Annotated in this window: 18 protein-coding genes; 7 read left to right on the top strand and 11 right to left on the bottom strand. The window is 65.4% G+C overall.

Going from position 1 to position 24,330, the window contains the following annotated elements; all coding sequences use genetic code 11:
* Positions 1–6 precede the first annotated feature (6 nt).
* On the top strand, positions 7–3,318 hold the full coding sequence (locus RKE25_RS12455; protein ID WP_311838420.1) for an autotransporter domain-containing protein: 3,312 nt from the start codon (positions 7–9) through the stop codon (positions 3,316–3,318).
* A 266-nt stretch (positions 3,319–3,584) separates the two neighbouring features.
* On the opposite strand, the gene RKE25_RS12450 is transcribed toward RKE25_RS12455, so the two are convergent.
* From RKE25_RS12450 to dxs, 10 genes are all read right to left on the bottom strand, one after another.
* Entirely contained in the window at positions 3,585–4,931 is a 1,347-nt protein-coding gene (locus RKE25_RS12450) for a cytochrome P450 (RefSeq protein ID WP_311838419.1), read from the bottom strand.
* Positions 4,928–5,998, bottom strand: coding sequence for a hypothetical protein (locus RKE25_RS12445; RefSeq protein ID WP_311838418.1), 1,071 nt, complete (start codon positions 5,996–5,998; stop codon positions 4,928–4,930). The genes RKE25_RS12450 and RKE25_RS12445 overlap by 4 nt, the downstream gene beginning before the upstream one ends.
* Entirely contained in the window at positions 5,995–7,104 is a 1,110-nt protein-coding gene (locus RKE25_RS12440) for a Rieske 2Fe-2S domain-containing protein (RefSeq protein WP_311838417.1), read from the bottom strand. Before RKE25_RS12440 ends, RKE25_RS12445 begins: the two co-directional genes overlap by 4 nt.
* A 64-nt stretch (positions 7,105–7,168) precedes the next feature.
* On the bottom strand, positions 7,169–8,227 hold the full coding sequence (locus RKE25_RS12435; protein WP_311838416.1) for a hypothetical protein: 1,059 nt from the start codon (positions 8,225–8,227) through the stop codon (positions 7,169–7,171).
* A gap of 11 nt (positions 8,228–8,238) precedes the next feature.
* A complete protein-coding gene (locus RKE25_RS12430; RefSeq protein ID WP_311838415.1) occupies positions 8,239–9,186 on the bottom strand; it encodes a farnesyl diphosphate synthase in 948 nt (315 codons plus the stop codon).
* A gap of 17 nt (positions 9,187–9,203) precedes the next feature.
* On the bottom strand, positions 9,204–10,403 hold the full coding sequence (gene ispC / locus RKE25_RS12425) for a 1-deoxy-D-xylulose-5-phosphate reductoisomerase (RefSeq protein WP_311838414.1): 1,200 nt from the start codon (positions 10,401–10,403) through the stop codon (positions 9,204–9,206).
* Between the two features lie 4 nt (positions 10,404–10,407).
* Entirely contained in the window at positions 10,408–11,187 is a 780-nt protein-coding gene (locus RKE25_RS12420) for a ferredoxin--NADP reductase (RefSeq protein WP_311838413.1), read from the bottom strand.
* A gap of 7 nt (positions 11,188–11,194) precedes the next feature.
* Complete coding sequence (ispG, locus tag RKE25_RS12415) at positions 11,195–12,499, bottom strand: flavodoxin-dependent (E)-4-hydroxy-3-methylbut-2-enyl-diphosphate synthase (RefSeq protein WP_311838412.1); 1,305 nt, start codon at positions 12,497–12,499, stop codon at positions 11,195–11,197.
* On the bottom strand, positions 12,496–13,428 hold the full coding sequence (ispH, locus tag RKE25_RS12410; RefSeq protein WP_311838411.1) for a 4-hydroxy-3-methylbut-2-enyl diphosphate reductase: 933 nt from the start codon (positions 13,426–13,428) through the stop codon (positions 12,496–12,498). Before ispH ends, ispG begins: the two co-directional genes overlap by 4 nt.
* Before the next feature lie 41 nt (positions 13,429–13,469).
* Positions 13,470–15,416: a 1-deoxy-D-xylulose-5-phosphate synthase gene (dxs, locus tag RKE25_RS12405; RefSeq protein WP_311838410.1), complete on the bottom strand. Its 1,947-nt coding sequence runs from the start codon at positions 15,414–15,416 to the stop codon at positions 13,470–13,472.
* 615 nt (positions 15,417–16,031) lie between these two features.
* On the opposite strand from dxs, the gene RKE25_RS12400 reads away from it, so the two are divergent.
* The 5 genes from RKE25_RS12400 to RKE25_RS12380 are packed head-to-tail and all read left to right on the top strand — an operon-like array spanning position 16,032 to position 21,297.
* Positions 16,032–17,189 carry a hypothetical protein gene (locus RKE25_RS12400; RefSeq protein ID WP_311838409.1) on the top strand — a complete coding sequence of 386 codons (1,158 nt, stop codon included), beginning with the start codon at positions 16,032–16,034 and terminating at the stop codon, positions 17,187–17,189.
* Between the two features lie 15 nt (positions 17,190–17,204).
* Positions 17,205–18,149: a methyltransferase domain-containing protein gene (locus RKE25_RS12395; protein WP_311838408.1), complete on the top strand. Its 945-nt coding sequence runs from the start codon at positions 17,205–17,207 to the stop codon at positions 18,147–18,149.
* Between the two features lie 54 nt (positions 18,150–18,203).
* Positions 18,204–19,193, top strand: coding sequence for a hypothetical protein (locus RKE25_RS12390; protein WP_311838407.1), 990 nt, complete (start codon positions 18,204–18,206; stop codon positions 19,191–19,193).
* Between the two features lie 9 nt (positions 19,194–19,202).
* Positions 19,203–20,234 (top strand): Rieske 2Fe-2S domain-containing protein, encoded by a 1,032-nt coding sequence (locus RKE25_RS12385; protein ID WP_311838406.1) that lies wholly within the window; start codon positions 19,203–19,205, stop codon positions 20,232–20,234.
* Between the two features lie 19 nt (positions 20,235–20,253).
* On the top strand, positions 20,254–21,297 hold the full coding sequence (locus RKE25_RS12380; protein ID WP_311838405.1) for a Rieske 2Fe-2S domain-containing protein: 1,044 nt from the start codon (positions 20,254–20,256) through the stop codon (positions 21,295–21,297).
* Between the two features lie 135 nt (positions 21,298–21,432).
* Here RKE25_RS12380 and RKE25_RS12375 read toward each other — a convergent pair whose 3' ends face one another.
* Positions 21,433–22,926: an MFS transporter gene (locus tag RKE25_RS12375; RefSeq protein ID WP_311838404.1), complete on the bottom strand. Its 1,494-nt coding sequence runs from the start codon at positions 22,924–22,926 to the stop codon at positions 21,433–21,435.
* 338 nt (positions 22,927–23,264) lie between these two features.
* Between RKE25_RS12375 and RKE25_RS12370 the strand changes: the two genes are divergently transcribed.
* The gene (locus tag RKE25_RS12370) at positions 23,265–24,251 is read left to right on the top strand and encodes a phytanoyl-CoA dioxygenase family protein (RefSeq protein WP_311838403.1); all 987 of its coding nucleotides are present in this window, start codon (positions 23,265–23,267) and stop codon (positions 24,249–24,251) included.
* Positions 24,252–24,330: the final 79 nt, after the last annotated feature.

Raw genomic sequence — 24,330 nt, 5'->3', positions numbered from 1 at the left:
GAACGCATGAACAAATTGAAGCATTCGCCGATCTGGTGCGCCCTGGCGTGCCTGTTCGGACACGGCCACGCATCGGCATCGGATATCCCGCTGGACCTTGTCCAGCAGCCTGGCGGTGGCACCGCGCCCTCCTATCGCCTGGGCATCCAGGTCGGGCTCAATGGCGGCGCGCCACGGGAATACCTGTTCGACACGGGCTCCGATTCCTTCAATATCGCCGTCGGACACGATGGCGGCCCGGTGTCATGGTTCCCCGGCTGGACGGCATCCGCGAACGGCTCGCCTTATGTCTTCAGCTATGGCGACGGCACCACCGGCTATTGGCAGCAGAACACCACGGCGACGAGCGTCCAGTTCTACAACCCGAGCACGGGCAAGCAGGTGTTCGGTGCGGCGCCCCCACAAGGATTGCCCGTGGCCGCGGTGCTGGATGCGGTCATGACGTCCGATCACTTCGCGCCGAACGTGCGCGGCGGGGACACGCAAGGCGTCCCCATCGCCACCGGCATGGACGCGTCGGGCCAGCCGTTGACGATGTACCAGGACCTGACCTGGCAGCAGAAACTCGACCAGGACGCGGCGCCGGAACAAGGACGCTTCCACGGCAGGTTCGGCGCAGGCGATTTCCTGTATGCGGGAGACAACGGTGGCGTGCCTGGCATGCTCACCACCACGGGCTATATCGTGGAGGCCAACGGCAAGCCTGGCGTGCCTGGCGGATGCGGACAGGCATGCTTCATCGTCGGCCTCACCCCCGCCTTGCGTGCGCAATTCCTGAGCGTGGTGCCGTGGGTGCCCGGGACGCAGCAGGGCACGTACCAGGAAACCTTCGGCGTCTCCGGCGCGCACGCCGCGCAGCAGTTCGACACCTATTTCACTTACAGCCTCAACAACGGCGCCTACAAGGCAAAGTTGCAGACGGTGCTCGATTCCGGCACGTCCGGGATCTACCTCAACGACAGCGGGCTGATCGCCAGCGAAACCGCGGCAGGGCATATCAACGTCAACGGCAACGAGATAGCTGGGTTGCCGTTCACCGCGGCCGGCGCGGCGCCGGGTGCCAAGACGGTAGCGATCACCACCGCGGATGACGGCAACGGCAATCCGCTGCATGTCGTGGGCACGGCGAGTGCGGGGCCGCTGATTCCTCCCGGCACAGCCTTGTATGGCGTGTCGTTCTTCATGAACAACGCCGTGATGTACGACCTGCAGAACCAGGCCACGGCCTATACGCCGTTCTATGTGACGGATGCGCCACTCTCGACTGACCTGACGGTGACATCGGCGATGGGGCCGCTCGGGCTTGCCGGCGTGATCTCTGGTACAGGCGCGCTCACGGTGGCCCATGGCGGCATCGCCAACTTGAGCGGCACCAATACCTATACCGGTCCTACCGTGATCGAGCAGGGCGCGTGGCTGGGGCTGGCTGGGCCTGCAAGCATCGCCAGCTCGGCGGGCGTGCAGGCCGATGGCGTCTTCGATGTGTCGCGCACCTTCGGCAGCGTCAACATGCAGTCGCTCTCCGGCCGCGGTGCCGGCTACCTGGGCGGCAACACGCTGGTGCTGACGCAGGCCAGCGGCACTTTCAGCGGCCAACTGGCCGATGGCGGCCTGGGCGGCGGTACGGGAGCGGCGCTGAGCATCACGGGCGGCGAAGAAGTACTTGCCGGCGACAATCGCTACAGCGGCCCAACGAGTATTGGGCCGCGGGCCATGCTCGATCTGCAGGGTGCCGTCAGTGGCTCTGTGTTCGACGCAGGCGTGTTGATCGGCAACGGCTTGGTGCGCGGCGATCTACGGGTGGCCGGCACGGTGGCACCGGGCCATGCCGGCGGGACGTATCAGGCCCTGACGGTCGGCGGCAATTACACGCAGGCAACCGGAGCCACCTATATCGCGCAATGGAATGTCGCGCAGGACGGTGTATCCAGCCAGCTCCGCATCGGTGGCAGCGCCTTGCTGCAGCCCGGCGCGGTGATCAGCCTGGTGCCGTCCGCGACGTCGGTATCGGCGTTTCAAGGCGTCCGGCGCTATACCTTGCTGACGGCCAATGGCGGACTCAGCGGCAGCTACACCGTCGTCGGCAACACCGGCCTGAGTACGAATCTGAAGGTGGTGCCGGTCTATGACGGCGAGCACGTCTATCTGGACGTGTCGTATGCCGATACCGCGTCCACACAACCAACTCCACCGGCATCGCCTCCGCCACCGCCCGCCTTCGCCGCCGCGGCACATACGCCCAATCAGGCCGCCGTGCTGACAGCCATACAGAACATACCGTCCGGCAGTGCGCCGTTCATGGCGCTGGCCAGTCAGCAGGGCGATGCGCAGCTGCGCGACGCCGCAGACCGGCTATCCGGCGAGATTCATGCCAGCGCGCAGAGCACCTACCTGGACGACACGCGCATCGTGCGCGATGCCGTGATCCTTCGCCTCGGACAGGCGGATTCGGATACAGGCGCCACATCCCGCCAGCGGGTCAGAACTCAATCGAATGGCCTGGCCTGGTGGGGGCAATCCGTCGGCTCGTGGGGACGCGTGGACGGCACGGGCAACAGCGCGCCTCTGTCGCGCACGACGGGCGGCGTTCTGATCGGTGCCGACATGCCGGTGGGAGAGGGCGGTCGCATCGGTATCGTCGGCGGCCATACACGAACGGCGCTCGGCGTGTCCCAGCGCGGATCATCGCTATCTAGCGACGATGATTATGCCGGTGTGTACGCGGGTGGTTCGATCGGCGCCCTGGCATGGAGCGCCGGCGCCGATTACACGCGACACGACGCCAACACCATCCGCCGGGTGGTCACGGCCGGTGCCGACGCCAGCCTGCGCGGCCGTGCGGTGGCGCACACGACGGAGTTCTATGGCAGTGCGGCCTATCGGATGTCCGTGCACAGCGCGATCATCGAGCCGTTCGCGCAAGTGGCCTATGCGAGGCTCGCCACCGATTCATTCACGGAGCGCGACAGCGCCATGGCCTTGGCGGTCAGGGGCGGGCAGCGTGCGGCGGTCTACACCACGCTGGGCACGCGCGCGGCCACGCACTTCGTTTTCCAGGGCGATGCGTTCAGCGCCTACGCCAGCGCCGGATGGCGGCATGTCTCCGGTGACCTGAGAGCGCGCAGCTCGCTGGCCTTTGCGGACACCGGTGCGTTCGCTGTGTATGGATTGCCGATCGCCCGCCATGCGCTTGCGCTGAGCGCGGGTGTCGATGTGGAAGTAAGCAGGAGCGTCGGGCTGGGTGTTTCGTACGATGCGCAAGTTGCGTCGCATACGAGGGATGCCGCACTCAGAGCGCAATTGAACTGGCGGTTCTAGAAGATGAGAGCTGAAAGCGGGCTTTTGACAGGCGCCACGTAGCTTGTGACGTGCCATTAAAGATTTTCAGCCGCAGCGCGGAGAGTGCAGGCAATGCCGGCACTCCGCTGACGAGCCAGGTCAGTCGCACAGATCGTGCAGGTGGACAGCGAATTTACCCGGCCGGCCGGCCGGGCAGGGCGGCGGATCCGACGGCTTTCCATGTTAGAAACCGGGCATTCGGCCGCGCGCAAGGCGACACGAGCGTATGTGCCAACTCTTTTTAATTATCTGCGCGCTTCCGGTCGCAACAACAACAGCCTTGGGCGAAGCGTCACCCCTAAGCGCATGTGCTCGTCGACTTCCGAGGGACTCAACCGCCAGCGCGACACTACCGCTATAGCCATCAAGGCCAGTTCCGTCAGGCTGAAGTGGTCGCCAGGGCAGCGGCGGTCGCCGGCACTGAAGGGTTCCATCGCAAAACGTGGAATGCGCGCGGCTCGTTCCGGCGCCCAACGGTCCGGATCGAAGCACAGCGGGTCGTCGAACGAGCGAGGATCGCGCTGCATGGCGTAGGGGCTATAGAACACATCAGCGCCCGCCTCGATACGATATCCACCGAGCACGACAGCCCTGCTCGCGCGCCGCGTGAACAGCCACACGGCCGGCTGGATACGCATCGATTCGGTAACGACATTGCGCAGATAAGGCAGCTCGCGCAGCCGGGTGGCGTCCAGCGGCCCGGTACTCCGCGCAGCGCAGAGTTCGTCATGAATACGCTGTTGCACGTCCGCATGCTGCGCCAGGTGCAGCAGCAGCCAGGCCATGGTGGCCGCGACGGAGTCGGTGCCACCGACCAGCAGGGAAATCACATGATCGTGAATTTCCTGGTGATCCAGTGGCTGGCCGGTAGCCTCGTCGCGCGCGGCCAACAGCGTGGCTACCAAGTCGTCGCCAGCGGCATCGGCGCGTCGCTGCGCGATTACCTGGTCAACGATGCCGTGCAGGGACGCCAATGCCTGGCGGAAGGCGCGGTTGCCGCGGGTAAGCCGACGGGGTAACGGCAGCGGCGACAACAGCATCTGTCGGTACATGCCTCGAAACAATGTACGCAGGGCGCTCCCGAGCTCAGCGGATTCGGCGAGCGCGTCGGTCCGAAGAAGCGTGCGGGCGACGACGCGGACGCTCAGGTCGAAAGTGGCGCCGGTGATGTCGACGGGTTTGCCGTCTTGCCAACCAGCGGCCATGGCCTCGGCCTCTTCGTGCATGGCCGGGGCATAACGGGCGACCTGCTCGCGCCGGAAGGCAGGCTGGATCATTCGGCGCTGGCGCCGGTGCAGTGCGCCATTGCTGGTGGCAACGCCTTCGCCGAGCAACGCCTTCAGCGCATCCCACATGGGGCCGCCGACGATGAATGTCTCCGGGTCACTACTGAGCAGCTCGCCAAGCAGCGCGGGCGAACATGCCGCATAGGCAGGACGTGGCCCCAGCCTGAGCCGCACCAGCTCGCCGTCGTCGCGTAGCGCACTCAGGAAACCGAGCGGATCCCTGGCGAATTTCGGCACATGGCCCAGTAACGGGACGGCGCCATGGGCGACAGGAGGCTCGTTATCCGTCATGGCGATGGCATTCATGGCACGCGCGTCTCCTGTGCGTCGGTGACATAGGGTGGGCGCGCACCGTCCTGCCAGTCCGCCACACGGTAGCGGGTCGACTCGTGGTGGAACCAGTACACGGAGGAAGTCCAGTTGCGCATGTTGAATACGCAGTGCCGCGCGGTGCGGTCGATCTCCGTCGGCAGGGTGGCGGCGTCGAGGCGGCGCAGCAGCTGCGCCTCGGCCTGCAGGAAGTCCTGCACCCGCGTCTCGATGCGCCGGCGCGTTTCCGCGACCGCTTGCGGCAGGGAAAGGCCGTATTGATGCATGAGGCACATGCCGAGATTATGGATTTCACCCGCCGCCGCTTCCTTGGGCAGCGAACAGAGGTCGTTGTACCAGCCGGAGAATTCCTGGCTTGCCAAGCCGGCGCGGCGGTATTCATCCCAGGCCAGCAGTTCCGGCGGAAGCGTTTGCCCGGCGGCCAGCTCCAGGCAGTCGAGCCATACGTCGTAGCCGAAAGTAAGGCGACGTAGTGCGACATAGGCGTCCAGGGCCGGCATCCGGCCAGCGACGCGCTGGCCGTATTCCTGCTCGTAGCCTTCGATGATCTGATGGAAATGCCGCCCGAAACGCGCAGCCCACGACGGAGTCAACAGATGCGTGAAGCGGTGCATCCAATCGGCCATGCCAGCGACCAGCGGCTCGGCATGGTCGAGATAGCGCTGCGGAGCGTCTAGCGCTGCATGCAGGACGTCGCGCAGCCGCGCCCAGGCGCGGTGGCGATGCAAGATCGCACAGCGGCCATGAAAATCGTCCCAGGCGAAGAACCAGACGCTGAAATCGGAGATGGCTTCCAGGGCTGCGGTGGACGCGCCGACGTAATAGCCGGCGATCAGGTCGGTGTAGTGAAGGCCATGGATGTGTCGCCGCGCGACGTCGACCGGCATGAGCCGCTGCTGCAGCAGCCAGGCGTGCGAATGCCGGCGCAGATCTGCCCAGCCGGGGTGCCGGCAGCGCCGGAAAGCGGTTTCGACGAGCGGAATCGACAACTCGGGCGGAACATGGATGCCTGGTCCGCCATAGGCATGGAGATGATCGGTCATGACGGATCGCTCAGCGGAGAGGAGGAATAGAGCGCGTCAGCGCGGACATGTGACCGGGCGATTTCATTCGCCGGCCGGCGTTCGGTATCGGCCTGGCGCATGTCGGCGGGCGCACTCTCGCCGGCGGGATAGAACTGCGCGGCCCAGCGCCGGTACGCCATGATCGGCCCGTCGCTTTGTACCAGCCGCGGATGCTCCGGATAGCGGCGGTAATTCCATATACGCGTATCCAGCGTGAGTTGCGTCTTCAGCCAGCGGTCGATGTACCAGGTGAGCGGCACATAGAACGCATCGCGCAGGGGTGCCGGCAGCCTGGAGAAAGCGGGGATGCGCAGACGCTGCGCGTGCCGCAATACCCAGGTTTCCTCGCCGGTCGGCGTGGGCAGCACCAGGGCCGCGATCCGTGCACCCAGCTGCGGTAGCTCGCTGGTCAGGTGGCAATAGCCCAGCCCATGGATGTCCAGATGCATGCGGAAGGGCAGTCCGCGCCAGCGGGCCGCCAGGTCGACCGCCATGCGGTGGCCGTCGAAGCGCGGTGGCGGATCGAGCCTGAAATCGGTGAGCGCATGGATGGGTGCGTAATGCCCCTGGTCGATGGTGTTCTCGGTGAAATTCTGGATGTGGCCGCGCACGTCCAGCGAGGTCTCGCGCGCCGCGGAAAATCCTTCCAGATCAGCTTCGGGTAGTGGCCACGCGGGCTCGCCGCCGCCCGCGCCATGCCAGGCATGGATCACGCCGTGAAGCTCGCGCAGCGGCCAGGTGCGTGTCCGGATTCTGCCCGGCCCCGATTGCGGCCCATGGCTCACGCAATGGCCATCCGTGGCATAGCGGAAGCTGTGGAACGGGCAAACGAGCAGATCGCCGTCCACCTGGCCGCCGTGGCCGAGGTGCGCACCCAGGTGCGGGCAATGCGGCTCCACCATGCAGGCGCGTCCGGAACGCGTGCGGTATAGCACGCGCTCGCCACCCATGAAGCGGATGGTGCGTACCGCGCCGGGCTTGAGCTCGCTGCTGAACGCCGCGGCGAACCAGCCGTCAGGGAAGGGCGATAGTGTGCCGATGCGCGCGCCATGCGCATTCGCCGTGGTACGGGTCGGTGGCTTCATCGCATGTCTTCTCGATGGTCTCGGTGTATGGCCAGATTTGCGGCGGAGAATGACCGCTGATCGGTCAATCAGTGGTGTTCGATCCCAGTCCGCGTCCGTCAGGGCTTTCGCGATATCTGGGCGATAGCCTCGACCAGTCAAGCAATCCACTCATCCAGCACTCAAGGCCATTTACATAGCGCAGGATGGCAGTCTGCTCGACATGGGTGTAACGGCCGGTTTTGAGGGCGTCCGGAAGATGGGCCTTGGCCTGGCAGAAACTATCTACCCGTGTCATGGCGAGATTGCCCACGAACTGCATCGCGCATGCGGGGTCCTCGTTGAGCAGTTGCGCGCAGATGGCTACCGCGTTGTCGGTCTTTCCGCAGCGCCGCTCCTTGTCATAGGAGTAAATGTCGTTGAACAGGCAGGCCGCATCATTGGCGGCTTGCCGCAATAGGCGGTCCAGATAGGACGCATGAAAGCGCTCTGGAACCACGATCCGGTTGGCCAGTTCAATGCAGTCGAATGAGGTCTCGAGGCCGCCATTGTCGCGGCGCGTCTGAAGATAGGCGACCAGATCAACCGGTGACTGAGGGCTTCGCAGCAATGATCGGAGGTAGGCCGCCAGGTGCTTGAGAAACCGCCTCTGCCAAGAGATCGGCATCTGCTGACGCAGCGCGTCCCAGGATTGGCGCAACACCCATTCGGCCGCACCATGTGCATCGCCGCTATCGGCCGACTGGAGCCGCATCAACCGCAGCGCAGCCTGCACCTTGTACCGGACTTGTGCATGACCTCCGGCCGCCTCATCAAATTGATCATCGAAGATGAAATAGGCGAGATAAAAGGTGTCCAGAAGAAACAGATCCTCGGCGCAGGCGTCCGGAAAGGCGCGCGCGCTCAACCCGGTGAAATCGGCATCGTCCATGCGCTCCAGGCGCTGCGGGTCGTCAATAAGCCTGCTGGCAACCAGCCAATCGCGGGTGCGATCGCGTACCGTCGCATGATGCGGATTCTTCCGGACAGGAAATGGCACGGAGAGCGCAGGGAGAACGATGGGTCGGTTGGCGCCCGCCAGGAAAGGCGCGCCCCATCTCGGTGCCTGCTGCGCCTTGGTCAGCTCATCGGATCGGGTATTCAAGCACTGCCCCTTCAGTAGGCACGCTCTACGACCAGGTCGGCCAAGGCGCTCAGCCGAACGGCCCGGTCGCCGAGTGGGGCCAGGGCAGTCCGTGCCTGCTCGCGCAGATCGATGGCGAGTTTGCGCGAGGCGCTCAGCCCGAGGACCGACACATAGGTAGGTTTGTTTGCCTGCATGTCCTTGCCGGCGGTCTTGCCCAGCGTGGCCGCATCGGCGGTCACGTCCAGGATGTCGTCCACGACCTGGAAGGCCAGGCCGATCGCCTGTTGATAGCGCTCCAGCGCCTCGATGACCTGTAGCGCTACCGGCGGCGCACCGCAATGCGCGCCCATCAATACGGCGGCGCGGAACAGCGCGCCGGTTTTCATGCGGTGCATGCGTTCGAGCTCGTCGAGCGACAGGCGCAGGCCGGTGCTGGTCAGGTCGATGCATTGGCCGCCGACCATGCCCAGCGAACCGCTGGCTGCCGCCAGCTCGCGCACCAGAGCAATGCATTGCGCCGGAGGCAGCGGAGCCTTGCATGCGGTCTCGAAAGCAAGGGCCTGCAAGCCATCGCCGACCAGGATCGCATTCGCGTCGCCGTACTTGATGTGCACGGTAGGCTTGCCGCGACGCAGGGCGTCGTTGTCCATCGCAGGCAGATCGTCATGCACCAGCGAATAGGCATGGATCATTTCGATCGCGGCGGCGGCGGCATCGAGCGCGGCAGGATCGGCATCGACCACCGCGCCCGCGGCATGGCACAGCAACGCGCGCATCCGTTTGCCGCCGGCCAGCGTGGCGTAGCGCATCGCCTCGTGCAGCAAGGTGGGGGCCGCGGATGCGGCGGGGAGGAACCGGTCGAGGGCATGCTCGGTGCGTGTCGCTATCTCGCGCATCCAGGCATCGAGCGGTGGCGCTGGTGGCGACAACGGTTGCGGCGAAAGGGCGGCGCTGGGCGAGGCAGGGGCTGCGTACATGATGAATGGCGTCCTGTTCAGTAGAGGGCCGCGGCGGCCGGGCGAAGTGCACCGCGACGGCGCACCGATTGGCGCGCATGGGCGCGGGCTCGCGCGTCGGCGGCGAGGATGTCGTCCAGGTCGGCACCGTGCCGGTCGATCGGCCAGCGCAGCAGCGTGTCCTCCACGACCTCGGCGATGGCGGTGAAGCGGATCGCACCGTAGAGAAAGGCCTCGACCGCGATTTCGTTGGCGGCATTGAGCGCCACACTGGCCTGGCAGCCATCGCGCAGCACGTTCAGGGCCAGGCGAAGGCAGGGAAACTGTGCCGGATCCGGCGTTTCGAAGGTCAGCCCCGACAGTCTGGCAAGGTCCAGCGGCGTCACGCCGGAGGCGATGCGCGCCGGGTAGGCGAGGGCGTGAGCGATGGGTGTGCGCATGTCCGGCACGCCGAGTTGCGCGAGTACGGACTGATCGGCATAAGCCACCATGGAGTGGATCACGCTCTGCGGATGGATCACGACGTCGATGCGCTCGGGCGGCATGCCGAACAGCCAGTGCGCCTCGATCACTTCCAGGCCCTTGTTCATCATGGTGGCCGAATCGACTGAGATCTTGCGGCCCATGCTCCAGTTCGGGTGCGCGCAGGCCTCGTCGGGCGAGACCTCGTGCAGGCTATCCGGCGCGCGGCGCAGGAAGGGGCCGCCGGAGGCGGTGAGAATCAGCCGCTCCACGCCCTGGCCGCCGCGCGCCTGATCCAGGCACTGGAAGATCGCGTTGTGTTCGCTGTCCACCGGCAGCAGGGTGGCCTGATGCTCGGCCACGGCGCGCATGAACAGCGCACCCGACATCACCAGGGCCTCCTTGTTCGCCAGCAGGATGCGCTTGCCGGCGCGCGCGGCGGCAAGCGATGGGCGCAGGCCGGCCGCACCGACGATGGCGGCGACCACGGTGTCGCATTCGGCCGAGCGCGCCACGTCGCACAGCGCGTCCTGGCCATACGCGACGCGCGTCGGCAACCCCGCCTGCCGCAGCGTGGCGTTCAGGCGTAGGGCATCGTGCGCTTCGCCGACCACGGCATAGGCCGGACGGAAGCGCGCGCATTGCTCATACAGGCGATCGATGCGACGGTGCGCGGTGAGAGCGACGATCTCGAAGCGGTCCGGATGCCGGGCGACGACATCCAACGTGCTGGTGCCAACGGAACCCGTCGAACCGAGGATGGCGAGGCGATGCATGGGCTCACTCCACGTAGGCGCGTTCGACCAGAAAATGACCGGCTTCGCGGGTGCAGCCTTCGCGCAACCCGAGGTCGCCGAGCACACGGCGCATGTCGTTGAGCATGGCCATGCTGCCGCACAGCATGACGCGATCGACGGCAGGGTCCATGGGCGGCACATCGAGGTCGCGAAATAGCTGGCCACTCTCGATCAGCGTGGTGATGCGACCTTGCTGCGGAAAGGGTTCGCGCGTGACGGTCGGGTAGTAGGTCAGCTGCCGCCGCGCGGCCTCGCCGAGCAGCTCGTGCTCCGGTAGTTCGCGCGTGAACAGGTCGCCGTAGACCAGATCGGCGCGGTGCCGCACGCCATGCACCAGGATCACCTGCTCGAAGCGCTCGTACAGCTCGGGGTCCTTCGCGATGCTGAGAAACGGCGCCAGTCCGGTACCGGTGCCGAGCAGGTAGATGCGCTTGCCCGGCAGCAGGTTGGGCAGGATCAGGCTGCCCACCGGCTTATCGCTGAGCAGCAGCTCATCGCCGGGCTGGATGCGCTGCAATCGTGAAGTGAGTTTGCCCTGCGGCATCTTGATGCTGAGGAACTCCAGTGCGTCCTCGTAGTTGGCGCTGGCGAAGCTGTAGGCCCGCATCAGGGGGCGCTCTTCCCCGCCGGGCAGGCCGAGCATGATGAACTGGCCGTTCTCGAAGCGCAGCGAATCGGGTCGCGTGGTGGAGAAGGAGAACACGCGGTCGGTCCAATGGCGGACGCTGAGCACGGTTTCGCGATAGTGGTTACCGTTGCGCATAGGCTGTTCATTCCATGGCGTGGGCTGCCGCGCCGGCGTGCGTGCCGCCTTCCTTGCGCGCCAGGCTGTTTTCCAGCCGTTGCCGCGCCTGTGCGTCGCTGCCGTAGCGCGCGGCCACGTAGTCTTCGATCAAATGCATGAAATCGTCGGCGATGGTGTCGCCGTGAAGCGTGGTAGCGTGCTTCCCGTCGATGTAGACCGGCGCTACGGGACGTTCGCCGGAGCCGGGCAGAGAGATGCCGATTGGGGCCAGGCGACTTTCGCCGGGACCGTTCACCACGCAACCCATGACGGCGACGTGGAGGGTTTCGGAGCCTGGATAGCGCGTGCGCCAGGCGTGCCGGTGCGTCTGCAGATGGGCTTCGATGCGCGCGGCGAGTTCCTGGAACACCGTACTGGTGGTGCGTCCGCAACCGGGGCACGAGGTCACCGTCGGCATGAAGCTGCGCAGGCCTAGGCTCTGCAGGATCTGCTGGGCGACCTGGACTTCGCGGGTGCGGTCGCCGCCGGGCTCGGGCGTCAGCGAGACGCGGATGGTGTCGCCGATGCCTCGCTGCAGCAGGCCGCCCAGCGCGACGGACGAAGCAACGATGCCTTTCAGACCCATGCCCGCCTCGGTGAGCCCCAGGTGCAGCGGGTAGTCGCAACGCGCGGCGAGCGTGCTGTACACCGCCACCAGGTCAGGCACCTTGCTGACCTTGGCCGAGAGCACGATGCGGTCGGCGGGCAGGCCCAGTTCAAGCGCGCGCGCGGCGCTGTCCAGGGCCGAGGCGACCAGCGCTTCGCGCATCACGATGGCGGCATCGGCGGGCTGCGCGAGCCGGGCGTTGTCGTCCATCAGCCTAGCCAGCAGGGCCTGGTCGAGGCTGCCCCAGTTCACCCCGATGCGCACCGGCTTGCCGTAGCGGCAAGCGGTTTCGATCATGAAGGCGAAGTTCTCATCGCGCTTGCTGCCGCGCCCGACGTTGCCGGGGTTGATGCGGTACTTCGCCAGTGCCTCGGCACAGGATGGGTGTTTGGCCAGAAGACGGTGGCCATTGAAGTGGAAGTCGCCGACCAGCGGCACGGCGATGTCGCGCCGGTCGAGTTCGTCACGGATCGCGGCGACCTGAGCGGCGGCATCGTCGTCGTTGACCGTGATACGTACCAGCTCCGCGCCGGCCAGCGCGAGGGCGGCGACCTGCTCGGCGGTGGCCCTGGCATCGGCCGTGTCCGTGTTGGTCATGGCTTGCACCCGCACCGGCGCGTCGCCGCCGACGGCGACGTGACCGATCCGTACCTGCCGGCTGTACCGCCGCCCGAATGCGGTCATGAGGCTTGCTCCAGCAGCGGCGCCGGCAGTGGAAACACCGCCTTCTCCTGGCGCCCGTCCATGATGGACAGTTCGACTGGCGCGATCCGGCGCAGCGCGGCGATCACGTCTTCCACCATCGATTCGGGCGCGGAGGCGCCGGCGGTGACGCCGACCGTACGGGCGGCGCGCACCCATTCCGGGCGCAGGTCGCCGCCGTCGGTGAGCAGGTAGCTGGGCGTGCCTGCCTCTGCCGCGATTTCGCGCAGGCGCAGCGAATTGGAACTGTTCGGCGAGCCGACTACCAGCACTACGTCGGCCATCCTGGCCAGCTCCCTGGCGGCGACCTGGCGGTTCTGCGTGGCATAACAGATGTCGCGCGTGCTTGGGCCGACGATGTTTGGATAGCGCGCCTTCAGCGCCTCGATGATGTCTCGCGTGTCGTCCACGCTCAGCGTGGTTTGTGTGATGTAGGCCAGTGGCGCGTCGGCGGGGAAGGTGAGTGCCGCGACGTCGGCTTTGTTCTGTACCAGCGCCACCGGCACCGGGATCTGGCCCATGGTGCCGATCACCTCCGGATGGTTGGCGTGCCCGATCAGGATCAGCGCGTAGCCCCTGGCCGCGTAGCGGCGGCCCTGATCATGGACCTTGCTGACCAGCGGACAGGTAGCGTCCAGCACGCGCAGCTCGCGATGCCTCGCGTCGTTTTCCACCGCCGCGCTGACGCCGTGCGCGCTGAACACGGCCACGGCGTCGGCGGGCACTTCGTCCAGTTCCTCGACGAAGATCGCGCCTTTCGCCTTGAGGCTGTTCACCACGTGCTTGTTGTGCACGATCTCGTGGCGCACGTAGACCGGCGCGCCGTGGCGCTGCAGGGCGTGCTCGACGGTATCGATGGCGCGGACCACGCCGGCACAGAAGCCGCGGGGCTGGGCGAGGATGACGCGCATGACTCGAACCTCCGTGGGGAATGTGTGGCTCTGCGTCGCATTCATGGCCCGATGGCCTCCCGTGCAACCGCGCGCAAAGGTCGGGCGTGGTGATGGGGCGGGAAGGGCGCGGCTGGCGACGCCAGGCCGTCGACGAACCGTTCGATGCGCAGGCGGATGCCCGCCGCGTCGAGTCCGTACAGGGCGAGCAGCGTCGCGGGGTCGCCGTGTTCGACGAACTCGTCGGGCAACCCCAGCCGCAGGATTCGGACGGAAAGACCTTCGGTAGCGAGATACTCCAGGCAGGCCGAGCCGGCGCCGCCCATCAGGCAACCTTCCTCGACCGTGACCAAGGCGTCGTGGGTCTGCGCGAGATGGCGCAACAAGGCCTCATCCAGCGGTTTGACGAAGCGCATGTTGGCGACCGTGGCGTCCAGTGCTTCGGCGGCCGCCAGGCTGGGCGCGACCATCGAGCCGAAAGCGAGGATGGCGATGCGCTGTCCGGAGCGCGCATTCGACATGCGCCGAATCTCGCCCTTGCCGATGGGCAGGCAGGACATCGCCTGCTCGATGGCGACGCCCGGGCCGGTGCCCCGCGGATAGCGCACGGCGCAGGGGCCGTCGTGCTGGACGGCGGTGTGCAGCATCTGTCGGCATTCGTTCTCGTCGCTGGCCGCCATCACCACCATGTTCGGCACGCAGCGCAGATAGGCCAGGTCGAACGCGCCCATGTGCGTGGCGCCGTCGGCGCCCACGATGCCGGCGCGGTCGATGGCGAAAGCCACCGGCAGGTTCTGCAGCGCCACATCGTGAATCAGCTGGTCGTAGCCGCGCTGCAGAAAGGTCGAATAGATCGCCACGACCGGGCGCAGGCCTTCGGTGGCGAGGCCCGCCGCGAAGGTCACGGCGTGCTGTTCGGCGATGGCAACGTCGAAGTAGCGGTCGGGATGGCGTTTCTCGAATTCGACCAGACCGGAGCCCTCGCGCATCGCTGGCGTGATGGCGACCACGCGCGGATCGAGCGCCGCTTCGTCGCAGACCCATTGCGAAAACACCTGGGTGTAGCTGGGCTTGCCGCCGCCACCGGACGCCGTCAGCCCGACCTTGGGATCGAACTTGCCCGGGCCGTGGTACTGGACAGGGTCGGCTTCGGCCAGTTTGTAGCCGTGGCCTTTCTGCGTCACGACATGCAGCCACTGCGGGCCCGGTTGCTGCCGCAGGTTCTGCAGCGCATCGATCAGGGCGTCCAGGTCGTGGCCGTCGATGGGGCCGGTGTAGTGGAAGCCGAACTCCTCGAACAAGGTGGAGGGTGTGACCAAGCCTTTGACTTGAGCCTCGAGCCGGCCGGCGAGGCGCCGGATCGGCGGGATGCCGCGCAAGGCGTACTGCGCCTGCCGCCTGGCCTGCGCGTAGAAACGGCTGGCGATCAGGCGCCCGAAGCAGTAGCGCAGCGCGCCGACTGGCGGCGAGATCGACATGTCGTTGTCGTTGAGCACCACCAGTAGCGGCAGGTCTTCTGCCACTCCGGCGTTGTTCATCGCCTCGAAGGCCATGCCGGCGCTCAACGCGCCGTCGCCCACCACGGCCACGCAATGCCGCGACTCCTGTTTGATGCGCGCGCCATGGGCCATGCCGAGCGACGCCGATATGGCGGTGCTGGAGTGTGCGGTGCCGAACGTGTCGTATTCGGACTCGCTGCGCCGCGGGAAGCCGGAGATGCCGCCGAACTGCCGCAGGCCGGCCATCGATTCGCGACGCCCGGTGAGGATCTTGTGGGGATACGATTGGTGGCCTACGTCCCACACGAGGCGATCGTCCGGCGTGTCGAACACATAGTGCAGAGCGATCGTCAGCTCGATGCTGCCGAGATTCGATGAGAGGTGGCCCCCGGTGGCCGATACGCTTTCCAGTACGAAGGCACGCAGTTCGCCAGCGAGCTGGTGCAGGGCGTCGCGCGGCAGGCGACGCAGATCGGCGGGCGTGTTGATGGTCTGCAGCAGGTCGTACATGACGGCGCTCCCTGTCTGGCCGCGCTTCACGCCGGCGGCCGGGTTCAGTGGCGAGGACGCGCAGACCCCCCTCGATCGAACCCGGAGGGGCTCCATCGATTAATTGGGGGCGAATGCGCCCATCGGCGCATTAAGCGCCGTGATGGAAAATGACGGGATTAATTAGACGCAGGCCGAGGCTTTGTTATCCGCTCGATGCGACCTGCAAATGCCACATTCTCACGAGGCGGCGACCAAATGGCTCGAATAAAACGGGCAGGTAAATAAAACCAAACGCCCGTTTCCTGAAGTGTGAACCAATGCACAGATCAAAGCGCGCACTAAGTTCAATTTCCAAAGCTCGTGGGAAGCATCAGGCCAGGGGAAGTGCTGTGTTTCGTGCATGGCGGCGGTCGCGACACTCGGATCCGCCAGATCATGTGGGTGGTCCGTGAAAATCCGATGATTCAGGTCTTCACGGCTTTTATCCGCAGCGAACAGGCATTATCAAATAGCCCATAGAGCCGACGCGACGCCATTATTGGATGGCTTCGCCATGGATGCTCTCCTGACTCCAAGCCATTAACCATCGCCCTATTAAATAGAGCGACGGTCAGTTGTTGCCGGAGCTAATGGATGAGGTCGAATACCTTATTTTTACCGCTACCTTATGCCATCAATATCCATATGCACGCCGCGGAGCGGCAGTCCGTCGCCTGGATGGAGCGCTTCGGATTATTTCCGCACGACGCGCAGCGGCAGCGACTCATCGGCAGCGGCGTGGCACGAAAGGCCGCGCACATGCTGCCTTGTGCCGCGGAGCAACCGCTGCGCTGGGCTTCAGACTTATGCCTATGGGGCGCGGCGTTCGACGAGGAGGTCTGCGCGGAACACGCGTTCGCACGCCATCCCGGCGAACTGATCGATGCCATGTCGGTGCTGCTGCGCTGTATCGAGGCGCCGCAGGTGACGGTCGCCGCCAGCCATCGCTATGCCAAGGCCATTTGGGATCTGCGCTTGCGCCTCAACGGTTTCGCCAGGCCGGCGCAGATCGAGCACTGGGTCGCACAGGTGCGCCGCTGGCTGATGTGCGAGGTGTGGCGGGTCGGCAATCTCGCCCGGAAGAAAGCGCCTTCGCTCAACGATTACCTGGTCATGCGCATGCACAGCGGCGGGCCGGCGGCCATCGTCGCGATCATTTCGGCGGCAGGGCGCTATGAGGTGACGGCGCTGCGGCACGCCGATCCGCGCGTCCAGATCCTGGAAGAGATGGTCGCCTTGCTGCTCGGCATCGACACGGAGTTCGCCGAGGCCGAACGGATGGAGCGCAGCAGCGGCAGCGAAGATAGCCTTGTCGAAGTGATGCGCCGCGAGTATCGCTGCGATCTCCCGCAGGCCAACCATCAGGCGTTACTGCTGCGGGACCAGGTCATGAGCTTGTTCCTTCGCCTCAGCGACCAGCTGGGGCAGGGGCCATCGAAGGTGCTGCAGCGCTACGCCGGCGATCTGGCGCTGGCGTTGCGCGGATCGGCGGAATGGGCGCTGGGTACGGGTCAGGCGCCCGCCCCGGAGGCCGCTCACTGGAGCGATGTTCCGCGCGACGCCGGGCGCCTGGCACCGCCCATTCCGGCCATCGCATGGTGGTGGCGTTACGACCCCGCGCGGCGCCCGCCTTTCGGGACGCCGACGGCGTCCGCCCGGACCACCCGCCCTCCGCCATCGCAGACGCATACCGCACTGCGCCTCCCCCGCGAGCCGGACCGGGTTCGCGCCCCCGTCGAGACCGCCCCATGAGTCAGGGAGATACCCATGAGCCGCCCCGCCCAACAACTTCCTGCGTCGCCACGCGCCCTTCCTATCACCCCCATCATGGGGAACGTCGGCAACGCCTATCAGGCCAAGGTGGAGTACACCTACCAGGACAACCCGGAAGAATGGCGGAAGGCCATCGGTGACTACCTGCTGTTCCAGTTCGGCGTGTATGACGACCCGGCCTCTCCGCAGCCGATCTCTCTGGACGAATCGGGCATCCGCTATTTCGACCGCCAGCTGAGGATGGCCGGTCTCGAAGCAGCGGACCGGCGCCCGCTGCGCCGCATCCTGGATATCGGCTGCGGCTGGGGCTACATCCTGAAGCATCTGGCGGAAAGGTTTCCGGAATGCGGACGCCTCGATGGCGTCAACGTCAGCCGCACACAGCTGGAATATTGCGCGGACTTCCACGCACGACACGAGCTGTCCGAGCGCATTCATTTGTATCTGTGCAATGCACAGGACGTGGACCTGCTGCCGGACCCAGACGACGCTTACGACCTGGTGATCATACGCGGCGTGATCTCGCACTTTCCCGACGACCTGTACGAGCGCGCCATGCGCAAGCTGTTCGCACGCGTCGCGCCGGGCGGACAGGTCGTGATCTCTGACAACCTCTATAACCAGGCGCCGGAAAGCTACGAATCGGATACCTACGACGAGGTCGATCGCCTGGCCTGCCGGCACCGCAAGACGCCGGCTTATTTCCGCCAGGTGCTGGAGGATGCCGGCTTCGCGGTGCAGGACATGCGCGTACTGCCGTCCAATATCGACGTGGCGCGCTGGTTGATGGATTCCCGTGCCAACATCGAGCGCCATTTCACCGCGGACAACATTCCGCCTCCACTGGAGGAGTTGCGCGTGCTTGCCGAAAACTGGTCGGTGGCGCTGATCAAGAACAAGGTGTCGACCTACAGCGTGATCGCCCGCAAGCCGGACTGAATATCGTCGCAGCCTCAGACCCCACGTCCATTGCGTCAACGGAGATCGTTCTCCATGCAAACCCAGGCCATGCCTTGCCCGGATGCGGCCGTCGGCCATTTTCCCTTCGTCGCGCCACGCTTGACCCTGAAGCCGGCGTGGCATCCGCAGCACGAGGCGATTGAGCGCCGTCTCGCGCAGGATGACTGGCCGTACATCCTGCGCCATTTCGGCGATGAACGGATGGCCAGGAAATTCATAGCGCAGCGCATTCCCGCCTATGGCCTCCTGTGTTACCCGCACGCACTGCCGGACCGGATCTATACGATCGGGAGAATGATGAACGTCACCACGGTGATGGATGACGCCTTTACCCCGCTGGCGCGCCCTGGCATGGAGAAGGAGAGTGCCGCGCTGCGCTTGCACTTCGAGGAGGCGCTGCATGGGGTGCAGCCGCCGGCGGCGTTTCCCTCGGCGCAGTTGCTGCACGATGCCCTCGCGCCGATGCGCCCGCAGCTCGCGGCGAGGCCAGCGGTGTGGCGCCGGCTGGCCGCCAGCATCGCCGAACAGATCGCCATGCAGGCGGAGTCGACCGCGATCGATGTCGACCGTCTATCGCTGGCGGCATACCTCGCATTGCGCCGCATCGAGGGGTTCGGTCACTGGATCACCATGCTGACGGAGTACGCCATCGACGTGGACATGACGTCGGCGTTCGAACGCGATCCGGCGCTATGGGAAGTACGTGACGCTACGATCGACTCGGTCATTCTGGTCAACGATCTTTTCTCGTTCCGCAAGGAGGCGGCGAAGCAAGAGCGTTTCAACGCCGTGTGGGTACTTTCACGCGAGTTGGGACTGGATGCCACGCAGGCACTGCAACACCTCTCCGGGCTTTGCGAACGCAACGAAGAGCGGCTGCTCGCGGCAAGCGCCAGGGTCCTGGCAGGGCCGCTCGGCGGCCGTCCGGACGTGCAGGCCTACGTGACCGAACTCGCCCATATGAGTTCGGGAAATGCAGCGTTCCACGAGTTCAGCGCGCGCTATCGCGTCGGCGATGGTTAGGAGACCCCCATGAATCAACCGACCGTGGCGGCGCAGCGCAAGCGATCCGGCGAAACCGCACCTTCGTCGTTCCCCGACGGCTGGTTCGCCGTGGCTTTCGGTCGAGAGGTGAAGATCGGATCCGTACAGACCGTGCCTTTCAATGGGAGGGAGGTGGTGCTGTACCGGACGGCGAAGGGTGAGGCGAAGGCGGTGGATCCGCATTGCCCGCATCTCGGCGCGCACCTGGGACGTGGAGGCGCGGTCGATGGCGAGCATCTGGTCTGCCCCTTCCATCATCTTCGCTTCGACACCGAGGGGCGCTGTTCCAGGGTGGGCGGCAAGCCGCCCGCGGCGGTTCTGCGCCATTGGCCGGTGCGCGAATGGAATGGCCTGATCATGGTCTGGCACGATCGCGCGAACCGGCCGCCGGCCTGGGAGTTGCCGTCCATCGATATGAGCGGTTATTCGCCGCCGCGCGGGCACGGGCATGTCCTGCACGGCAGCCTGCAGAACCCGGCCGAGAACGGCGTCGACGTGAACCACTTCAGCCCGGTGCACGGCTGGTCCGATCCGGTGCTGGATCCACCGACGGTCGCAGGGCACCGCATGACGATGGGCGCGGACATGGTGCTACTCGGCCAGCCCATGCGGCTGGACATTACCATGCACGGGCTAGGTTGCATGGCGGCGCAGATGCTGCTGCCGCGCCTGGGGTTGCACGCGCGGGTGATCCTTTTTCCCACGCAACTGGACGCGCAGCGATGGTCCTGCCGCGAGCTCGTCGCCCTGCGCGTGGCCCGGCTGGCAAGGTGGCCGCGGCCACTGCGGCACGCCATCCACACCGTGCTGGTCGACCTGGCGCATCGCTTTTGGTTTGTCCCGCAGTTCAAGCGGGACCTTGCCATCTGGGATGCACGCGACTACGACCAGCGCCCCACGCTGATGCCAGGCGAAATGCCGATCGCGATGTTCCGGCGCTGGGCCGCGCAGTTCTACGGCGATATCGCGGAGGCGAGCCGCATGCGCCACCTAGCGCAGCAGGAAAGGGGGTCTGCGTGAGATACGAGGGGAGGGAAGAATGAATGCCGTGCACCATGCCGAAGAGGCTTCGCCACTGCCGTATCCCGATGGGTGGTTCGCGCTGTGCTTTTCTCGCGAACTAAAGCCGGGCAGCGTACTGACCACACCCTTCATGGGCCGTGACGTGGTGTTGTACCGCACGCGCTCCGGACAGGTCCGCGCCACCGATGCGCATTGCCCGCACCAGGGCGCACACCTCGGGCATGGCGGCACCGTGGAGGGCGAAAATCTGGTCTGCCCCTTCCATCATTACGCCTATGGGCAGGATGGGCGCTGCGTGCGTGCCGGCCAGGCCGAAGGCGGTCGCCGCGCGGCGCTGCGCACCTGGCATGTGCGCGAATGGAACGGCTTCGTCTTCGTGTGGCAGAACGCGAAGGGCCTGGCGCCCACCTGGGAGCTGCCCGAGGTGGACATGGACGGCTTCTCGGTACCGGTCGGCCGTAGCTACACGCTGCGCGGACTGATGCAGAACCTGCCTGAGAACGGCTATGACATCGAGCATTTCGGCGCGCTGCATCGCTGGACGGACATGTCGCCGCATGCACCGCTAGTCGATGGTCCGCGCATTTCAATGCATGTGGACATGGCCTGGAAAGGCATCCGCTGGCGCACGCTGATCGGCGTGCACGGACTAGGCTGTGTTTCCTCGGACCACGAAATGAAGTCGCTTGGCCTGGAGGCGAAGATCTTCGCTTGCGGCGTGCAGGTCGCACCGATGCAGTGGACTTTCCGCGACGGCATCTCTTTTCGCTTCTCGTGGCTGGCCAAGTGGCCACCGTTCCTGCGACACGCGATCTACGCTGTGCTGTCGCGCACGCTGCACCGGCTCTGGCTGGTGCCGGTCTTCAAGGAAGACATCATGGTGTGGAGTCATCGCGATTATTCGAGATATGCGGAACCAGCGGCCGGCAGCGGGCCGTATCCGATCTTCCGTCGCTGGGCGACGCAGTTTTATCCAGCACCGGCAACACCGACCCGGGCGGCGAATGCGCCGATGGCCGCGGCGGACAGCCATGGCGTGGCGCGGCAGACGGGCTCTTGAGCGGATTCTAGGTTGCGGGAGGCAGTCGATCTCGATGAATCCGGCCTCATGCAATTTGAGCGACAACTGAAAATTGCGGGCCTCCCAGACGATCGCCGGCGATGCCATACGCCCGCGGGGGCCGGCGATTTCGTCTTATTCGGGCGATGAGTCGCCCGCTTTTCCTGGAATGAAGAACCACGCAGCGCCCGCGCTCAGCAACGACAGTGCGGCGGAAATCAGCATCACCAGGCGAAAGCCGGAGACAAAGGACGCATCGATGGCATGCTTCAAGGCTGCCGTGGTGGCCTCGGCCTGATGGCCGGGAAGGCTGATGCCGGCAAGCTTCTGGCGCTGGGCCACGACAGTGGAAATCACGTCAGCGGGGAGATCCAGCCTTCCCAGCTCGGCATCCAGTCGCGCATTAAAAGCCATGTTCATCGCGAAGCCGAACAGAGCGATAGCCAGCAACGCTGCGGCACGCGATATGGCGTTGTTGATGCCGGAAGCTGTGCCAGCCCACTCCATGCCTGCCGCGTTCATTACCGTCGTCGTCAATGGCGCGACAGTGATACTCATGCCCAAGCCAAGCACGCAGATGGCCGGAAAAAAAGTCGTCCAGTAGCCGCCACCCACGGAGATTGGCGCAAACAAGGCAAATCCTGCCGCAGCGACGAGCGGGCCCAGAACCAGCGGCAGCCGGGCACCGAATCGATCAACCAGGCCTCCCGCCCAGCGCGACAGAATGAACATGATGGCAATGAAGGGAAGGAGCGCCGACCCCGCTCCCGTTGCGCTATAGCCCTGCACCTGAATGAGATTCAGCGGAAGAAAGAAAAGGGTGCCGCCGAGCGCGGCGTAGAGCATCAGGGTCAGCAGATTCGCTCCTGTAAAGCTGCGATCGCGAAAAAGCTGCAAGGGAAGCATGGGAGACATGGCCCTCGCTTCGACCCGAATGAAAAGCAACATCGCGGCGATGCCGATGGCAAGGCTCCCATAGACCGGCAAGGCGCCCCAGCCTTGGTTCGGGGCCTCGATGAAGGCATAAACCACCCCGGCCAACCCGATCGTGACCAAACCTGCGCCAAGGTAATCGATCTGCCCAACTGTCTTATTGGCTTTGCTCTCCGGCACTTTCACGACGCCTATCGCCAGCAACAGAAGGCCAAGAGGCACATTGACTAGGAAGGCCCATGTCCAAGCGTAATGGTCGACGAGAAAGCCCCCGATAACGGGGCCGACAGCGGCGGTGATGCCGGTGAAGCCAGACCAGGTGCCGATGGCGGCGCCGCGCTCCGATGCCGGATAGGTGGCACTGATCAAGGCAAGACTGCCTGGCACCAGGAGCGCCGCGCCAACCCCCTGAATTGCCCGTGCGGCAATCAATGCCCCAATAGTCATGGATAGCGAGCAACCGATGGACGCGAGGGTGAAAACGATCGCGCCCAGAATGAAGATGCGCTTGCGGCCGAAACGATCGCCAAGTACGCCGCCAACCAGCAGTAGCGATGCGAGAAACAGCGCGTAGGACTCCATGACCCACTGCGCTTCGGAGGTGGTGGATCCAAAAGCCTGCTGGATTGCGGGAAGGGCAACGTTGACCACCGTTCCGTCGATGAAGGCCAGGCTGGATCCAAGAATCGCAACCACCAGCGTCCACCTTCGTGACGCAACCGAACAAGGCTCCGCAAGTACGCCACTGAGAATGATCCCTTCTTCACAGGAAGGCTTTCCAATCATGGCTCTGACCTCATCACGGTCTCGACGCAAGGGACCTTACTCCGGCCAGGTCAAGAAGTTCGTGATGGGCGAGGCGGATGGCTGTCACGCGAACCGATGAAACCTGCAAAGCCGGCGACTTGTGTTCTCAACGCAAAAGGGGGGGAGGGCATCATGCCCCCCCTTCTCCGTCAGCCCGAAACAGCTCATGATGCCGCGCAGCGCCGCAGGCACTCGTCCCGGCGAAACGTCATGCAGCGGGGAGCGCGATGGCTGAGACGACATCGAGCCTGGGTATCGAGGAACTGCACACCTACTGGGCCAGCGCATGCGCCCCGGGATCGGTCGCGCCTTTGCCGCAGGACCTGGTAAAGACGCTGTTGGCCGGCCTGCGCCTCAACGTACTGGAAACCCTTCGCTACCTGCACCACGAGAAGCCCGCGTTCGCACAGTTCGAAGCCTGGGTGCGAGAACGCAACGGCGGCGAACTGGACGAGGCTTCGCTGGATCGCCTGCGGCATGCACTGGCCGGCGAAGCCGTCGGCGCTGAAGTAGGCAGCCTCGATGGCGTCGAAGGTCTGAGCGCGGACGACCTCGCGCACTGGGACGAGCATGGCTACGTCATCCTGCGCCAGGCGATCACATCGGAAGCAGCGGAGCGCGCGGAGACGGCCATTTATGATTTCCTGGGCATGGACCGGAACAACCCGGAATCCTGGTATCGCACCTCGCTGGGCCATTCCATCTGGGTACCGCTGCTGCGACATCCGGCCCTGGTAGCCAACCGCCGCGCACCTCGCATCCACAAGGCGCATGCGCAGCTATGGGGACGCGAAGACCTCTGGGTGACCGTCGACCAGGGCGGGTTCAATCCGCCGGAACGCCAGGACTGGCCGTTCCCGGGGCCGCACCTGCACTGGGACGCCACGCTCGCCGAGCCGCATTGCCTGGAATTGCAGGGCATCCTGTACCTGGTTGACGTCGATGAGGACCAGGGGGCTTTCAGCTGCGTGCCAGGGTTTCATCGCACGCTGAAGCCTTGGCTGCAAAGCGTGCCTCCCGGAGTGATGCTGCACGATCATGCGCGGAACACGCTCACCATGAAACCGATCGCCGCGCGGCGCGGCGACATGATCATCTGGCATCACCTGCTGCCACATGGAAGCAGCCCCAATCGCGCGCAGCGACCGCGCGTGGCGCAATACATGTCGTTACGGCCCACGCGATTCGCCTACACCGCGGAATGGAGGTCTTGACGGTATCGGAAGTGCAGGTTTGGCTGGGCAGGTCCGTGTCGCCATGCTTCGCCAAAACCAGGGAGGCATGGACGACGTG

This window comes from Dyella sp. BiH032 (assembly GCF_031954525.1).
GTDB lineage: Bacteria > Pseudomonadota > Gammaproteobacteria > Xanthomonadales > Rhodanobacteraceae > Dyella_D.
This window is presented reverse-complemented; position numbering and strand designations above follow the sequence as displayed.

Coding starts and splice junctions, on each gene's coding strand:
- RKE25_RS12455 (WP_311838420.1), top strand. CDS start 7: ATGAACAAATTGAAGCATTCGCCGATCTGGTGCGCCCTGGCGTGCCTG.
- RKE25_RS12450 (WP_311838419.1), bottom strand. CDS start 4,931: ATGAATGCCATCGCCATGACGGATAACGAGCCTCCTGTCGCCCATGGC.
- RKE25_RS12445 (WP_311838418.1), bottom strand. CDS start 5,998: ATGACCGATCATCTCCATGCCTATGGCGGACCAGGCATCCATGTTCCG.
- RKE25_RS12440 (WP_311838417.1), bottom strand. CDS start 7,104: ATGAAGCCACCGACCCGTACCACGGCGAATGCGCATGGCGCGCGCATC.
- RKE25_RS12430 (WP_311838415.1), bottom strand. CDS start 9,186: ATGTACGCAGCCCCTGCCTCGCCCAGCGCCGCCCTTTCGCCGCAACCG.
- ispC (WP_311838414.1), bottom strand. CDS start 10,403: ATGCATCGCCTCGCCATCCTCGGTTCGACGGGTTCCGTTGGCACCAGC.
- RKE25_RS12420 (WP_311838413.1), bottom strand. CDS start 11,187: ATGCGCAACGGTAACCACTATCGCGAAACCGTGCTCAGCGTCCGCCAT.
- ispG (WP_311838412.1), bottom strand. CDS start 12,499: ATGACCGCATTCGGGCGGCGGTACAGCCGGCAGGTACGGATCGGTCAC.
- ispH (WP_311838411.1), bottom strand. CDS start 13,428: ATGCGCGTCATCCTCGCCCAGCCCCGCGGCTTCTGTGCCGGCGTGGTC.
- dxs (WP_311838410.1), bottom strand. CDS start 15,416: ATGTACGACCTGCTGCAGACCATCAACACGCCCGCCGATCTGCGTCGC.
- RKE25_RS12400 (WP_311838409.1), top strand. CDS start 16,032: ATGAGGTCGAATACCTTATTTTTACCGCTACCTTATGCCATCAATATC.
- RKE25_RS12395 (WP_311838408.1), top strand. CDS start 17,205: ATGAGCCGCCCCGCCCAACAACTTCCTGCGTCGCCACGCGCCCTTCCT.
- RKE25_RS12390 (WP_311838407.1), top strand. CDS start 18,204: ATGCAAACCCAGGCCATGCCTTGCCCGGATGCGGCCGTCGGCCATTTT.
- RKE25_RS12385 (WP_311838406.1), top strand. CDS start 19,203: ATGAATCAACCGACCGTGGCGGCGCAGCGCAAGCGATCCGGCGAAACC.
- RKE25_RS12380 (WP_311838405.1), top strand. CDS start 20,254: ATGAATGCCGTGCACCATGCCGAAGAGGCTTCGCCACTGCCGTATCCC.
- RKE25_RS12370 (WP_311838403.1), top strand. CDS start 23,265: ATGGCTGAGACGACATCGAGCCTGGGTATCGAGGAACTGCACACCTAC.